Source organism: Agromyces ramosus (assembly GCF_004216665.1).
GTDB lineage: Bacteria > Actinomycetota > Actinomycetes > Actinomycetales > Microbacteriaceae > Agromyces > Agromyces ramosus.
The window spans coordinates 14,572-28,745 of sequence record NZ_SGWY01000001.1; the positions used below are offsets into that span (position 1 = coordinate 14,572).

At 71.3% G+C, this 14,174-nt stretch carries 13 protein-coding genes; 1 reads left to right on the forward strand and 12 read right to left on the reverse strand.

What is annotated here, in order from left to right; translation table 11 throughout:
* Nucleotides 1-2: 2 nt before the first annotated feature.
* The 9 genes from pheS to infC form a co-directional block, all read right to left on the reverse strand.
* Entirely contained in the window at nt 3-1,043 is a 1,041-nt protein-coding gene (gene pheS, locus EV187_RS00065; protein WP_130351016.1) for a phenylalanine--tRNA ligase subunit alpha, read from the reverse strand.
* Between the two features lie 44 nt (nt 1,044-1,087).
* Entirely contained in the window at nt 1,088-2,035 is a 948-nt protein-coding gene (locus EV187_RS00070) for an amino acid ABC transporter permease (RefSeq protein WP_130351017.1), read from the reverse strand.
* Entirely contained in the window at nt 2,032-2,679 is a 648-nt protein-coding gene (locus EV187_RS00075; protein WP_130351018.1) for an amino acid ABC transporter permease, read from the reverse strand. Before EV187_RS00075 ends, EV187_RS00070 begins: the two co-directional genes overlap by 4 nt.
* Before the next feature lie 76 nt (nt 2,680-2,755).
* Nucleotides 2,756-3,622 carry a glutamate ABC transporter substrate-binding protein gene (locus tag EV187_RS00080; RefSeq protein WP_130351019.1) on the reverse strand — a complete coding sequence of 289 codons (867 nt, stop codon included), beginning with the start codon at nt 3,620-3,622 and terminating at the stop codon, nt 2,756-2,758.
* A 53-nt stretch (nt 3,623-3,675) separates the two neighbouring features.
* On the reverse strand, nt 3,676-4,464 hold the full coding sequence (locus tag EV187_RS00085; protein WP_130351020.1) for an amino acid ABC transporter ATP-binding protein: 789 nt from the start codon (nt 4,462-4,464) through the stop codon (nt 3,676-3,678).
* 68 nt (nt 4,465-4,532) lie between these two features.
* Nucleotides 4,533-5,345: a TrmH family RNA methyltransferase gene (locus EV187_RS00090; protein WP_130351021.1), complete on the reverse strand. Its 813-nt coding sequence runs from the start codon at nt 5,343-5,345 to the stop codon at nt 4,533-4,535.
* A gap of 77 nt (nt 5,346-5,422) precedes the next feature.
* Nucleotides 5,423-5,809, reverse strand: coding sequence for a 50S ribosomal protein L20 (gene rplT / locus EV187_RS00095; RefSeq protein WP_130351022.1), 387 nt, complete (start codon nt 5,807-5,809; stop codon nt 5,423-5,425).
* 31 nt (nt 5,810-5,840) lie between these two features.
* Nucleotides 5,841-6,035, reverse strand: a complete 195-nt coding sequence (rpmI, locus tag EV187_RS00100) for a 50S ribosomal protein L35 (protein ID WP_130351023.1) — start codon at nt 6,033-6,035, stop codon at nt 5,841-5,843.
* Between the two features lie 53 nt (nt 6,036-6,088).
* Nucleotides 6,089-6,709 (reverse strand): translation initiation factor IF-3, encoded by a 621-nt coding sequence (gene infC / locus EV187_RS00105; protein WP_130351024.1) that lies wholly within the window; start codon nt 6,707-6,709, stop codon nt 6,089-6,091.
* A 275-nt stretch (nt 6,710-6,984) separates the two neighbouring features.
* Between infC and EV187_RS00110 the strand changes: the two genes are divergently transcribed.
* Nucleotides 6,985-7,335 carry a DUF1844 domain-containing protein gene (locus EV187_RS00110; RefSeq protein ID WP_242609359.1) on the forward strand — a complete coding sequence of 117 codons (351 nt, stop codon included), beginning with the start codon at nt 6,985-6,987 and terminating at the stop codon, nt 7,333-7,335.
* A 15-nt stretch (nt 7,336-7,350) separates the two neighbouring features.
* On the opposite strand, the gene EV187_RS00115 is transcribed toward EV187_RS00110, so the two are convergent.
* From EV187_RS00115 to EV187_RS00125, 3 genes are read right to left on the reverse strand one after another with little or no spacing between them, the layout of a single operon-like run.
* Nucleotides 7,351-8,127: a DNA-formamidopyrimidine glycosylase family protein gene (locus tag EV187_RS00115; RefSeq protein ID WP_130351026.1), complete on the reverse strand. Its 777-nt coding sequence runs from the start codon at nt 8,125-8,127 to the stop codon at nt 7,351-7,353.
* Nucleotides 8,114-12,670, reverse strand: coding sequence for an ATP-dependent helicase (locus EV187_RS00120; RefSeq protein ID WP_130351027.1), 4,557 nt, complete (start codon nt 12,668-12,670; stop codon nt 8,114-8,116). Before EV187_RS00120 ends, EV187_RS00115 begins: the two co-directional genes overlap by 14 nt.
* Nucleotides 12,671-12,716: 46 nt before the next feature.
* Entirely contained in the window at nt 12,717-14,132 is a 1,416-nt protein-coding gene (locus EV187_RS00125) for a pyridoxal phosphate-dependent decarboxylase family protein (protein ID WP_130351028.1), read from the reverse strand.
* Nucleotides 14,133-14,174 lie beyond the last annotated feature (42 nt).

Genomic DNA, 14,174 nt, shown 5'->3' on the forward strand with positions numbered 1-14,174 from the left:
GGTCAGACCACCATTCCGAACTGCTGGGAGAACCGGATGTCTCCCTCGACCATCTCGCGCATGTCCTGCACGCCGTTGCGCAGCATGAGCCCGCGCTCGATGCCCATGCCGAAGGCGAACCCCGTGTAGACCTCGGGGTCGATGCCCGCGGCCTTGAGCACGTTGGGGTGCACCATGCCGCAGCCGCCCCACTCGATCCAGCGTGCGCCGCCCGCGAAGGTGGGATGCCAGAAGTCGAGCTCGGCGCTCGGCTCGGTGAACGGGAAGAAGCTGGGCCGCAGGCGCACCTTCGCCTCCTCGCCGAAGATCGACTTCACGAAGTGGTCGAGGGTGCCCTTGAGGTGCGCCATCGTCAGGCCCTTGTCGACGGCCAGTCCCTCGAACTGCATGAACACGGGCAGGTGCGTCGCGTCGAACTCGTCGGTGCGGTAGACCCGACCCGGCGCCAGCACGTAGATCGGCACCTCGCGGTCGAGCATCGAGCGCACCTGCACGGGGCTGGTGTGCGTGCGCAGGACGAGGTGCGCCTCGGGCGGGTCGACGAAGAAGGTGTCCTGCATCGCGCGTGCCGGGTGGTCGGCGTCGAAGTTCAGCGCGTCGAAGTTGAACCACTCGCTCTCGACCTCGGGCCCCTCGGAGATCTCCCAGCCCATGCCGGTGAACACGTCGCACACCCGGTCCTGCAGCAGGGCGAGCGGATGCCGCGCGCCTCGCGTGAAACGCGACGGCAGCGCCGTGACATCCACCGCCTCCGCCTCGAGCTGCGCGGCCGCCTCGGCCTCGACGATCTCGGCCTCGCGGGCGGCGAACGCCTGGTTCACCCGGCCGCGGGCGCCGCCCACGAGCTTGCCGAGGGCGGCCTTCTGGTCGTTCGGCACGTTGCGGAGCTCGGCGTTCAGTCGCGCGAGGGTCGACTTCTCCCCCGTGTGCTCGGCGCGGACGGCCTTCAGCGCGGCGGAGTCATCGGCCGCGGCGATCGCCGCGAGCGCGGCGTCGACCGCCGACTGCACGGCCTGCTCGGTGATTTCACGGGGCTCGGACACAAGGAACGAGTCTAGCGGGCGGGCGCGGTGCTGTACTCGACGCCTCAGGGTCTGGAGCCCGGTGCCACGTCACCCGTCGACGAACCCGACCGGTTGGCGTCCGCCATCGCCTCGGCGACCAGCATCCCCTGAGTCGGGTCCACCGGCGGCCCGCCCTTGCCGCTGGGCCGGTATCGGCTCGCGGTGCGGCGTGAGAGCCAGCGGGCGAACCACGACAGGCTCAGGTTCATCGCGAGGTAGATGAGGAACGTGACCACCCACAGCGGGAAGAGATATCGGTTGCCGTAGAAGCTCGAGAGGTTGTTCATCGTGGTGCGCAGCAGCTCGGGGTAGCCCACGATGAAGCCGAGCGAGGTGTCCTTCAGGAGCACGACGAGCTGGGCGACGATGATCGGCAGCATCTGCCGGAACGCCTGCGGGAACTCCACGAGCATCTTCGACTGCAGCTGCCGCATGCCGAGGCTCAGCGCCGCCTCCCGCTGGCCGCGGGGCAGCGCGGCCAGGCCGGCTCGCAGGGCCTCGCCGATGAGCGCGCCATTGTAGATGGCCAGCGCCCCCACGACCGCCCAGTAGTCGCCCGTGGAGAAGACCAGGAGGATGAACAGCATCATCAGCAGCACCGGCATGCCGCGGAAGAACTCGATGACGACGGCCGTCGGGATCCGGATCCAGGGGTTCCGGGCGCTGCGCAGGAGCGAGAGCACGACGCCGAGCGCGACCGCGAGCACCGATGCCACGAGCGCCGCTCGCAGCGTGTTCCAGACGCCCTGGCCGATGAAGGTCCAGACCTCGGGGTTGGCGAAGATGTCCCAGCGCGACTCGTCGAACATACCGGGCAGGGTGATGTCGCCCGATTCCTTCGGGGAGTTCAGCACGAGGAACATCCACAGCAGCCCGCCGATGACGAGCACCGCCGTGATGACCGAGAGGGTGCGGGAGAGTGCGCGGGCCCTGGGGCCCGGTGCGTCGAACAGCACACTGGCGTTGCTCATCGCTGCACCACCCACTTCCGCTCGAGTTGGACCGCGAGCAAGCCGAGCGGAACCGTGATGATGAGGTAGAAGGTCGCCACCCCGAGCAGGATCGGGATGACCGCGTCGCCATTGTCGTTCGCGAGCTGCTTGCCGACGGCGAAGAGCTCGATGACGAAGAAACCGCCGGCGACGGACGTGTTCTTGGTGAGGGCGATGAAGACGTTGATGAGGGGCGGGATCGTCATCCGGAAGGCCTGCGGGAGGATGACGAGCGAGACGGTCTGGCGGAAGCCCAAGCCGACGCTCCTCGCCGCCTCGGCCTGGCCGACGGGAACGCCGTTGATGCCCGACCGCAGCGCCTCGGCGACGAACGGCGACGTGTAGACGGACAACGCGATGATCGCAGCGACGAAGTAGGGCATGCGCGAGCCGAGGTAGGGCAGCACGAACGCGCAGAAGATCAGCACGAGCGTCAGGGGCGTGTTGCGGACGACCTCCGTGTAGACCGTCGCCACGGTACGGAGCGTCGCGACCGGCGAGATGCGCATGGCCGCCACGATCGTGCCGATGACGAGTGCGGCGAGCCCGCTCACGATCAACAGCAGGATCGTCGTGCCGAACCCGCTCAGGTAGGTCGGCAGGTTCTCGATGATGACGTCCACGGTTCCCTTCGCCCGCCTGGTGGTGGGGTGACCGGGCCGGCCGATCAGCCGGCCCGGGTCATCCGTCGGTCAGTTCTCAGTAGCGGTCGACTGCGGGCGGCTCGACGAACGGCAGCACCGTGCCGGCCGTCGCGTCCCACGCCTCCTCGTAGCGGCCGTCCTCGTAGGCGGCCTCGAGCACGTCGTTGATCCACATGCGGAACTCCGTGTCGTCCTTGGCGAGGCCGATGCCGTACGGCTCCTCGGTGAAGGGCTCGCCCACGACCTTGAACTCGCCCTCGTTCTGGGCGGCGAGGCCCGCGAGGATGACGTTGTCGGTGGAAACCGCGACCACCTGGCCGCTGCGGAGCGGTTCGAGGCAGTTGGTGTAGGTGTCGGTGAGCACCGGCTGGGCGCCGATCTCGGCGAGCTTCGCGGCGGGCGTCGAGCCCGTCACCGAGCAGACCGGCTGTCCGACCAGGTCCTCTTCGCTCTCGATGTCGTCGTTGTCGGCGAGCACCAGGATCGACTGTCCGGCCATGTAGTACGGACCCGCGAAGGAGACGACCTCCTTGCGCTTGTCGTTGATCGTGTACGTCGCCACGACGATGTCGACCTGACCGTTCTCGATGAACGGCTCGCGGTTGGCCGACACGGTCTCGGTCCACTCGATGTTGTCCTCCGAGATGCCGAGCTCGCTCGCGATGATCTTGGCGATCTCGACGTCGAAGCCCTCGGGAACGCCCGAGGGGCCGACGAGCCCGAACAGGGGCTGGTCGAACTTCGTGCCGACGGTGATCGTGCCCGCCTCCGAGAGCTCGGCCATGGTCGTGCCGGCCTCGAACGTGGGAGCCGGTTCCTCGGTGGCCTCCTCGGTTGCGGTGCCGCCGCCGCCGGCGCAGCCGGCCAGCGCGAGCGACGCCGCCGCCGCGGCTGCGACGAGTGCGATTCTCATGCGTGTCATGTCTCTGCCTCTTCTCGTGTGGGTGTTTCCTCGCCGCTCGTGGCAGCGCAGGCCTAGTGCTCGAGGATCTTCGAGAGGAAGTCCTTCGCGCGATCGGACTCGGGGTGGTCGAAGAACTGGGCGGGCGTCGCCTCCTCGACGATGCGACCGTCGGCCATGAACAGCACGCGGTCGGCCGCCTTGCGGGCGAAGCCCATCTCGTGGGTCACGACGATCATCGTCATGCCGTCCTTCGCGAGCCCGATCATGACGTCGAGCACCTCGTTGATCATCTCGGGGTCGAGCGCGCTCGTCGGCTCGTCCATGAGGATGAGCTTCGGGTTCATCGCGAGCGACCGGGCGATCGCGACGCGCTGCTGCTGGCCGCCGGAGAGCTGGGCGGGCATCTTCTTCGCCTGGTTGGCGACGCCCACGCGGTCGAGGATCTCCATCGCCTTCGCGTCGGCCTCCTTGCGGGACCGCCGTTTGACGCGGATGGGGGCGAGGGTCACGTTCTCGAGCACGGTCTTGTGCGCGAAGAGGTTGAACGACTGGAACACCATGCCCACGTCGGCACGCAGCTTGGCGAGCGCCGCCCCCTCTTCGGGGAGCTTCTCGCCGTCGATCATGATGGTGCCCGAGTCGATGGTCTCGAGGCGGTTGATGGCCCGGCAGAGCGTGGACTTGCCCGAGCCGCTCGGCCCGATCACGACCACGACCTCACCGCGATTCACGACGGTGTCGATGTCGTTCAGCACGTGCAGGTCGCCGAAGTGCTTGTCGACATGCTCGACCACGACGAGGGGCTCGCCGCGACGGACCGAGATGTTCGAGGTCGCCGGCGCGGGCTGGGTTGGCTCCATACCCCCAAAACTAGGGCGCATCGCGGCTGCGCGACAAGGAACGACGCGGCGGTTGGTGCGGAGGTTACCTATTCGTGATGCGCGCTGCGCTGTGCGAACGCGCTTTCGTACAGGCAGACGGATGCCGCGGTCGCGAGATTCATCGACTCGGCGTGCCCGTAGATCGGCACGGTCACGACCCGATCGGCGAGGGCGAGGTGCTCGTCGGGCAGCCCGTGGGCCTCGTTGCCGAACAACCACGCCGTGGGCCGGGCGAGCACGCCGTCGTTGCGTGCGGTGAGGAGGTCCTCGCCCTTCACGTCCGCGGCGAGCACCGTGAGGCCGGCCTCCCGGGCGCGTTCGAGCACGTCATGGAGCTCCGCCCCGACGGCGACCGGCAGGTGGAAGATCGAGCCGGTCGAGCTGCGCACGACCTTGGGGTTGTAGAGGTCGACCGCGCGGCCGGTGAAGACCACGGCGTCGGCGCCTGCGGCATCCGCAGCCCTGACGATGGTTCCCGCGTTGCCCGGGTCGCGCACCTCCTCGAGGATCGCGACGAGCGCGGGCTTCGCCGCGAAGACCTCCTTCACGGCGGTCGGGAACTGGTGGCAGACCGCGACGAATCCCTGCGGGGTGACCGTGTCGGCCATCGCGTGGAGGACCTCCTCGGTCACGAACTCGACGTCGACCCCGGCGTCGACGGCCGTCTGGGCGATGTCGGGGTAGCGCTCGAGCGCCGTGGGGGTGGCGTACAGCTCGACCACGAGCTGGGGTCGGAAGGTGAGCGCCTCGGCCACGGCCTGCGGGCCCTCGAGGAGGAAGAGTCCGCTCTCGGCACGGGCTGCCTTCTTCGCGAGCTTGGCGACCGCGCGAACGCGCGGAGACCGGGGGTTCTCGAGCATGCGGCCAGTCTATGGGGCGCATGCGGAACGGCCCGGCACCACGAGGGTGCCGGGCCGTTCGCGACGGAGGACGCGCCTTACGCGGCGGTCTTCGGGGCCGAGGTGTCGGCCGGGAGCGCCTGCTTGGCGGTCTCGACGAGGGCCGCGAAGGTCGCGGGCTCGTTCACGGCGAGCTCGGCGAGGATGCGACGGTCGACCTCGATGCCCGCGAGGCCGAGACCCTGGATGAAGCGGTTGTACGTGATGCCGTTCTGGCGGGAGGCGGCGTTGATGCGCTGGATCCAGAGACGACGGAAGTCGCCCTTGCGCTTGCGACGGTCGTTGTACGAATAGACGAGGGAGTGGGTGACCTGCTCCTTCGCCTTGCGGTAGAGACGCGAACGCTGGCCGCGGTAGCCCTCGGCGCGCTCGAGGATGACCCGGCGCTTCTTGTGGGCGTTGACCGCCCTCTTCACTCTTGCCATGACTCTGTTTCTTCCTTACGGGTCTCGCGGCTCAGTGGCCGAGAAGCTTCTTGATGACCTTGGCGTCGGGGGCCGACACGACCTGGTCCTGGTTCAGGCGGGCCTTGCGCTTCGAGGACTTGACCTCGAGGTTGTGGCGCATCCCGGCCTGCTGCTTCATGATCTTGCCGCTGCCGGTGACCTTGAAGCGCTTCTTGGACCCGGAGTGGGTCTTCTGCTTCGGCATCTCGTGTTTCTCCTTGGTTCTGCCGCCAACTCGTGGCGGACGGGGGTGCTGGCCTAGGCCTCGGTGGCCTCGGCCGACTGCGCCTCGGACTCGCCCGCGGCATCCGCCGTCGGTCGCGCCTTCGCCGCAGCACGCTGTGCATTCGCCTCGGCCTTGGCCTCGGACTTATTCTTGAGCGGAGCGATGACCATGACCATGTTGCGGCCGTCGATCGTGGGGTTGTGCTCGACCGTGCCGAACTCCGCCACGTCCTCCGCGAAGCGCTGCAGGAGGCGCACGCCCATCTCGGGGCGCGACTGCTCGCGTCCGCGGAAGAGGATCATCGCCTTGACCTTGTCGCCGGACTTCAGGAAGCCGACGGCGCGCTTCATCTTGGTCTCATAGTCGTGCTTGTCGATCTTGAGGCGGAACCGAACCTCCTTGAGGATCGTGTTCGCCTGGTTGCGCCGGGCCTCTTTCGCCTTCTGCGCAGCCTCGTACTTGTACTTGCCGTAGTCCATGATCTTGGCGACCGGCGGCTTGGAGTTCGGTGCGACCTCGACGAGGTCGAGGTCGGCTTCCTGCGCGAGCCGCAGGGCCACCTCGATCTTCACGACGCCGACCTGCTCTCCGCCAGGCCCCACGAGGCGGACCTCGGGAACGCGGATACGGTCGTTTGTACGGGGATCGCTGATGCGTGTACTCCTCTACTCAAGCTGTTTCGCTCGACGGGAGGCGGATGCCGCCCGTCGACGAGAGCGGAAGATCCACGCAGGACCACACGGAATCACACCGGTGAACACTGCGGCACCCTGTCTACTTCCTCGCCGTGCGCTGGTCGCCCAGCAGCGTGGAAGCGGAGTGCAATCGACCCGGTAACCTTGATGAAGCGGTATGCGCGGGTGGGAGAATCTCCACTTTCGTACCGGGGACTGGCCCCGGGCCCGCAGTAGTCTAACAGAGGATGTCTGTGAGCAACAGTTCAGACGAGTCCACCGTCGAGGGCGCCACCCGCGACATCGCCGAGGTCCCCGCGGTCGAGATCATCACGACCGCCGCCGTGCACCTCATGAGCGCCGCCGCCGTGAAGGTCGGGCTCGCCGACGACCCCGGCCAGCAGGTCGACCTCGACGAGGCCCGCAAGCTCATCAACGCCCTCGCCGGCCTCATCACCGCCGGCGCGCCCGAGATCAGCGACATGCACGCCCGCTCCCTGCGCGACGGCCTGCGGTCGCTGCAGCTCGCGTTCCGCGAGGCATCCGTCGTCCCCGACCCGATCGGCCACGGACCCGGCGAGAAGTGGACCGGCCCTGTCACCTAGTCGCGGGCGCGGCGCTCAGCGCTGGCAGTTCGGGCACCACCAGGTGTCGCGCAGCTCGAGCTCGTTGCGGCCGAGTCGGCCGTGCTCGATGCGCGTGCCGCAGCGGCGGCACGGCTGGCCCCCGCGCGAGTAGACCCAGAGGCGCTCGCCACGGCGGTCGTTGCCGGTCGTCACGCGGGAGATGCGGTCGCGATTGGTGCGGATGACGCGGCTCGCGAGGTCGACGAGGGGCGGCAGCTCCACCTCGCCCGCCGGCCGGGTGGGGCGGATGCCGCGGAGGAAGCACAGCTCGTTGACGTAGACGTTCCCGAGCCCCGCGAGGTTGCGCTGCTCGCCGAGGGCCACGGCGATCGGGGCCCCGGGCGCCGCGGCGAGGCGCCGGACGGCCTCGTCGGCATCCCAGTCGGGACCGAGCAGGTCGGGACCGAGGTACCCGAGGCGATCGGCCTCCTCCACGGCGGGGAACACCTCCAGCAGCCCGAGGTCGAAGCCGACCGCGACAGCGGCCGGCGTCTCGATGACGACGCGCGCCTGCCAACCCGGGCGGTGCCATCGCTCCCCCGGGCGGTGCACCCGCCACTCGCCCTCCATCTTCAGGTGCGAGTGCACGACCTCGTCGCCGATGCGCATGAGCAGGTGCTTCCCGCGGCTGGCGACCGATCGGATCACCTCGCCCGACAGGTCGACGGTCGCGTAGGTTGGCACCCGGAAGTCGCTCGTCGTCACCACCTGCCCGGCCAGTGCCGCATCGAGTCGGCGCGCGGACTGGTAGACGGTGTCACCTTCGGGCATCGAACCGGAGCCCTCTCGGCGTCTCGCGGAACCCGGCGGCGCGCAGCGGCGGATCGAGCACCGAGCCGTACACGCCCTGGCCGTTCACGGTCTCGATGCGCAGCTTGGGCGATCCGGCACGCACGAGCGCGTCGGCGAGCGCGGCCGCCGCGGCGATGAGCGTGTCGGCGTCGTCGGTGAAGACCAGGGTGGTGCGGCCGCCGCGCTCGAGGTAGAACACCGCCTCGCCGTCGACGATGGCGACGAACGCACCCGCCTTGCGCGCCGGCCGATGACCGCCGTCGGACGTCTCGGGCCACTCGAGCGCGGCACCGAACGGATTCGCGGGATCCGTCGCAGCCAGCGCGATCGCGTGGTCGTGCGTGGCGCTCCGCAGTCGGTCGACGGCCGCGGTGGAGGCGAACTGGGCGCCGCCCTGTCCGTCGATGAAGTAGCCGCGCCGCACCCGACCCGTCTCCTCGAAACCCGAGAGCGCCCGGTACGCGAGGGCGAAGCCGCCGAGCACGCCCTCGGCCACGACCGAGCCGCGCGTGACCACGCCATAGCGCTCGAGCAGCGTCTCGCCGAGCGCGTGCGCGCGCGGGGTCGCCGCGGAGCTCGCGAGCGGCAGCACGGCCCAGCGGCCCGCCACCTTCGGCGGGTTCGCCCGCGCCGTCGCCGCCCGGCCGGACTGCACGCTCGCGGCGAGCACCCGCCGCGACAGCGACCCGCCGCGGAGCCGGGCGCGCGGCGTGGCCGGTGCGGTCTTGTGCGCCCCGCGGCCGGCGACGAGCCCTCGCACGGGCGCGAAGGTGTCGTTGGTCACGAGCCCCGCCCAGGCGAGGCGCCACAGCGCCTCGATGACGGGCTGCTCGTCGGTCGCGCCAACCGCCTCGACGAGCTGCCGGAAGAAGTAGCCGCCTCCGCCGCCGAGCGTGGCGAGCAGCTCGGTCTCGAGCGGGTCGAGCGGTGCAGCGGCGGGGGCGGGAAGGGTGAGCTCGGCCGTGTCGGCCAGGTGCAGGCTCACCCAGCCGTCGTCGCCCGCGAGCGATCCCTGCCCGGCCCACACCACCTCGCCCGAGGCGGTGAGCTCGTCGAGCATTGCGGGCCGGTAGTCGGCCACCCGCGCGGGCAGCACGAACGACTCCCATGCCGAGGCCGGGATGCGGGCACCCTCGAGCTGCTCGATCACCGCGGCGACGCCGTCGACGCCCCGCAGGCGACCCCCGACGTGCTGCCACTCGGGCAGGAACCGGGCGTACTCGCGCGGCGCCACGGGCTCGACCTCGTTGCGCAGGGCGGCGAGCGACCGCCGCCGGATGCGCCGGAGCACCTCGCTGTCGCACCACTCCGCACCCGCGCCGTGAGGGAGGAACTCCCCCTCGACGACCCGGCGCTCGCCCGCGAGCCGGCCGAGTGCCGAGGCGGCGATGACCTGGCCGATGCCGAACCTCGCGGCCACGGCGTGCGCGGTGAACGGGCCGTGGGTGCGGGCGTAGCGGCTCACGAGGTCGCCGAGCGGATCGCGCACAGGCTCGCCGAACACCTCGGGCAGGCCCGGCGGGATCGGCACGCCGAGCGCATCGCGCAGCCGGCTCAGGTCTTCGACGGCCGCTAACCACGCCGTGCCGGCGAATCGCACCTGCGCGATGCGTCGTGCGTCGGCGAGCGCGGCGAGCGTCGACGCGGCGTCGGTGGTGTCGTCGGTGCGCTCGGCGACCTCATCGGCCGTGAGGGGCCCGAGCTCGCGGAGCAGGTCGGCGACTCCCTCCTCGCCGCGAGCGGCGCGCTCGGGAACGAGTCGCTGCAGCATCCGCTCGGTCTCGGCCACGACCTCGGGGTCGAGCAGCTCCCGCAGCTCGACCGTGCCGAGCAGCTCCGCCAGCAGCGCCGGGTCGAGCGACAGCGCCGCCGCGCGGCGCTCGGCGAGCGGCGCGTCGCCCTCGTACATGAAGGCGCCGACGTAGCCGAACAGCAGGCTCGAGGCGAAGGGGCTCGCGGTCTCGGTGGTGACCTCGACGAACCGCACCTCGCGGGCGCCGATGCGCTCGGTGAGACGGGTGAGCGCCGGCAGGTCGTAGACGTCCTGCAGGCACTCGCGAACCGCTTCGAGCACGATCGGGAAGTCGGGGAAGTCGCGCGCGACCTCGAGGAGCTGCGACGCGCGCTGCCGCTGCTGCCAGAGCGGTGAGCGCCGGCCGGGGTTGAGCCGCGGCAGCAGCAGCGCCCGCGCCGCGCACTCGCGGAACCTCGACGCGAACAGCGCGGAGTCGCCGACGCGCAGCGTGACGAGCTCGGCGAGCTCGGCCGGCTCGAACGTGAACAGCTCGGCGCCGGGCGGGTCGTCGGACGTGTCGGGCATGCGCAGCACGATGCCGTCGTCGCTCGCGACCGCGTTGGCGTCGACGCCGAACCGCTCCTGCACCCGCGCCCCCGCGGCGAGCGCCCACGGCGCGTGGACGCGCATGCCGTACGGCGAGTGCAGCACGATGCGCCAGTCGCCGAGCTCGTCGCGGAACCGCTCGACGACGAGGCTGGTGGCGTCGGGCACCACCCGCGTCGCCGCCCGCTGGTCGTCGACGAAGGCCACGAGGTTGGATGCCGCGCGCTCGTCGAGGCCCGCCGCGCGCGCTCTGGCGCGGCCCGCCTCGGGCGAGGAGTTGGCGATCTCGGTGATGAAGCCGCCGATCGCCTCGCCGAGCTCCGCCGGACGGCCGATGCCGTCGCCCTTCCAGAAGGGGAGCCGACCCGGCTCGCCGAACGCCGGCGCCACGAGCACGCGATCGTGCGTGATCTCCTGGATGCGCCAGCTCGTCGCGCCGAGCGCGAAGACGTCGCCGACGCGCGACTCGTAGACCATCTCCTCGTCGAGCTCGCCGACGCGCCGGCCCGGCCCGGCCTCGCCGATCATGAAGACGCCGAACAGGCCGCGGTCGGGAATCGTTCCGCCGCTCGTCACCGCCAGGCGCTGCGCACCGCGACGGCCGACGATGGTGCCGGCGTCGCGATCCCAGACGATGCGCGGGCGGAGGTCGCCGAACCGGTCGGAGGGGTAGCGCCCGGCGAGCAGGTCGAGGGTCGCGTCGAAGACCGAGCGCGGCAGCGTGGCGAAGGATGCCGCCCGGCGGACGAGCTCGAACCACTCCTCGACGTCCCACTCGTCGACCGCGGCGGCCGCGATGGTCTGCTGCGCGAGCACGTCGAGCGGGTTCGTCGGCACGCGCATCGCCTCGATCGCGCCCGCGACCATGCGCTCGGCCACCACCGTGGAGTGGAGCAGGTCGGCGCGGTGCTTGGGGAACACGACGCCCTTCGAGACCTGGCCCACCTGGTGGCCGGCTCGGCCGATGCGCTGGAGCCCGCTGGCGACGGACGGCGGCGACTCGACCTGCATGACGAGGTCGACCGCGCCCATGTCGATGCCGAGCTCGAGGCTCGACGTCGCCACCACGCAGCGCAGCCTGCCGGCCTTGAGGTCGGCCTCGACGAGGGCGCGCTCCTCCTTGCTGACGGAACCGTGGTGGGAACGGGCCAGCACCGGCTCGGCGCCCCCGGTGATCCCGGATGCACCGACGGCCTCGGCCGGAGGTCGCCGCGCCGGCAGGACGCCGTCGCCCGGATCGGCCGGCGGAAGGAACCCGTCGCCCGCCGGGACCGCCACCGGTTCGGCCTGCCGCTCGGCCCAGAGCTCGTTGAGGCGTGCGGTGAGCCGCTCGGCGAGGCGCCGCGAGTTCGCGAACACGATCGTGGAGCGGTGCGCCAGCACCTCGTCGAGGATGGCGGCCTCGACGTGCGGCCACACCGATCCCGACCCCGACTCGGTGGCGAGGTCGGACAGGTCGTCGACCGGCACCGTGACGCGGATGTCGAACCGCTTGCCGCTCGGCGGCGCGACGATGCTCACCGGCCTCGTGCCGGCGAGGAAGCGCGCCACCTCCTCGCGGGGTCGCACCGTGGCGGACAGCCCGATGCGCTGCACCGGCGCTGCGGTGAGCTCGTCGAGACGCTCGAGCGACAGGGCGAGGTGCGCGCCCCGCTTGGTGCCGGCGAGTGCGTGGATCTCGTCGACGATCACGGTCTCGACGCCGCGCAGGGTCTCGCGGGCGGCGGAGGTGAGCATGAGGAACAGCGACTCGGGCGTCGTGATGAGGATCTCGGGCGGATGCGCCACGAGCGAGCGGCGCTCGGCCGGCAGCGTGTCGCCCGACCGGACGCCGACGCTCACCTCGGGTACCTCGAGGCCGTGGGCCGCCGCCGTGCGGGCGATGCCGACGAGCGGTGCGCGCAGGTTGCGCTCGACGTCGACGCCGAGCGCCTTCAGCGGCGAGAGGTACACCACCTTCGTGCCCGACGTCTCGGCATCCGCCCCGGATGCGTGCAGCCGGTCGATGGCCCAGAGGAACGCCGCCAGCGTCTTGCCCGAGCCCGTCGGCGCGACCACCAGCGCGTGCTCGCCGCGGGCGATGGCCTGCCAGGCCTCGCGCTGCACGCTCGTGGGCTCGGTGAAGGACTCGGTGAACCACGCCCGGGTCGCGGGCGAGAACGCGTCCAACGCCTCGGCCATGCCTCCATTCAATCGGATGCCTCCGACGCTCGCGCCGGCTCCGCGTTCAGCGAACGCCCGCGCGCACGTCGGCGAGCGCCCGCGCGACGGCGTCGACCGTGCGGCGCGCCTGCGCGGCATCCGTCTGCCAGTTGCTCACCGAGAACCGCACGACCGCTCGGTCGTGCCATCGCGACGTCATGGCGAGCACCTCGCCCTCGTGCCACAGTCGCTCGCTGAGCGCCTCCGTCGCGGCGTCGTCCTCGAGGGCGATGCACACCTGGGTGAACACGACGTCGTTGAGCACCTCGACGCCGGACAGCTCGGCGACGCCGTCGGCGATCCTGCTCGCGGCATCCGCCAGCCGTTCGATGAGCGCCGCCACCCCGGTGCGGCCGAGCGAGCGCAGCACCGCCCAGGTCGGCAGGCCGCGCGCGCGGCGCGAGAGCTCCGGGACCTTCTCCTGCGGGTCCGCGCCCACCTCGGTGGCCTGCAGGTAGCTCGCCTGCACCCCGAGCGCGGTGTGCATCGGGCGGCCGTCGGCGACGATCGCGAGCCCGCAGTCGTACGGCACGCTGAGCGTCTTGTGCGCGTCGGTCGACCAGGAGTCGGCGGCGTCGATCCCGGCGGTGAGGTGCCGGAGTCGGGGCGACGCCGCGGCCCACAGGCCGAACGCGCCGTCGACGTGCACCCACGCCCCTGCCTCGTGGGCCGCCGCGATCGCGGCGCCGAAGTCGTCGAACGCGCCCGAGTGGATGTTCCCCGCCTGCAGCAGCACGATCGCCGGCCCGCTGCCCGCCGCCAGCGTCTCGCGCAGCGCATCGACCCGGATCCGGCCCTGTTCGTCGCTCGGCACCGCGATCGGGGTGCCCAGCCCGAGGAAGCGACCCGCCAGGTCCACGGTGCCGTGCCGTTCCTCGCCCACGATGAAGCGGATGGCGGGACCACCCGCCAGGCCCGCGGTCTCGACGTCCCAGCCGGCGCGACGCATGACCTCGTCTCGTGCCGCGGCCATGCACGTGAACTGGGCCATGGTCGCGCCGGTCGCGAAGCCGACCTCGCTGCCGACCGGGAGGCCGAGCACGTCGACCACCCACTCGCCGGCGAGCTCCTCGGCCGCCACGACGCCGGGCGCGACGGTGCCGAGCGTCGCGTTCTGGTCCCACACGGACACGAGCCAGTCCGCCGCGAGCGCGACGGGTTGCGTGCCGCCGATCACCCAGCCGAAGAAGCGCGGCGAGCCCATCGCCATCAGACCCGGCTCCACGCCGTCCGCGAGTCGTTCGATCACCGAAGCAGCGGGCTCGCCGTGGTCGGGGAGGGACCGGCCGAGCCGGTCCTTCACCTCGTCGACGCCGAGCCGCGGGGGAATGGGGCGTTCGCGGATGCCCGACAGCCACGCACGGGCGTGCCGATCGGCGACGGCGAGCACCTCGTCGTAGGAGGACTCGGGGGCGGTTCGCCGGTCATTCGGCTCGACCATGGGACACCTGGCTTCCGCGCGACGGGCGCGCCTTCTCGATTC

What these genes read in the sequence shown, in the direction of transcription:
- EV187_RS00080 (WP_130351019.1), bottom strand. Translation starts at nt 3,622, where the DNA reads ATGACACGCATGAGAATCGCACTCGTCGCAGCCGCGGCGGCGGCGTCG.
- rpmI (WP_130351023.1), bottom strand. Translation starts at nt 6,035, where the DNA reads ATGCCGAAGCAGAAGACCCACTCCGGGTCCAAGAAGCGCTTCAAGGTC.
- EV187_RS00085 (WP_130351020.1), bottom strand. Translation starts at nt 4,464, where the DNA reads ATGGAGCCAACCCAGCCCGCGCCGGCGACCTCGAACATCTCGGTCCGT.
- EV187_RS00125 (WP_130351028.1), bottom strand. Translation starts at nt 14,132, where the DNA reads ATGGTCGAGCCGAATGACCGGCGAACCGCCCCCGAGTCCTCCTACGAC.
- EV187_RS00090 (WP_130351021.1), bottom strand. Translation starts at nt 5,345, where the DNA reads ATGCTCGAGAACCCCCGGTCTCCGCGCGTTCGCGCGGTCGCCAAGCTC.
- rplT (WP_130351022.1), bottom strand. Translation starts at nt 5,809, where the DNA reads ATGGCAAGAGTGAAGAGGGCGGTCAACGCCCACAAGAAGCGCCGGGTC.
- EV187_RS00115 (WP_130351026.1), bottom strand. Translation starts at nt 8,127, where the DNA reads ATGCCCGAAGGTGACACCGTCTACCAGTCCGCGCGCCGACTCGATGCG.
- EV187_RS00120 (WP_130351027.1), bottom strand. Translation starts at nt 12,670, where the DNA reads ATGGCCGAGGCGTTGGACGCGTTCTCGCCCGCGACCCGGGCGTGGTTC.
- EV187_RS00070 (WP_130351017.1), bottom strand. Translation starts at nt 2,035, where the DNA reads ATGAGCAACGCCAGTGTGCTGTTCGACGCACCGGGCCCCAGGGCCCGC.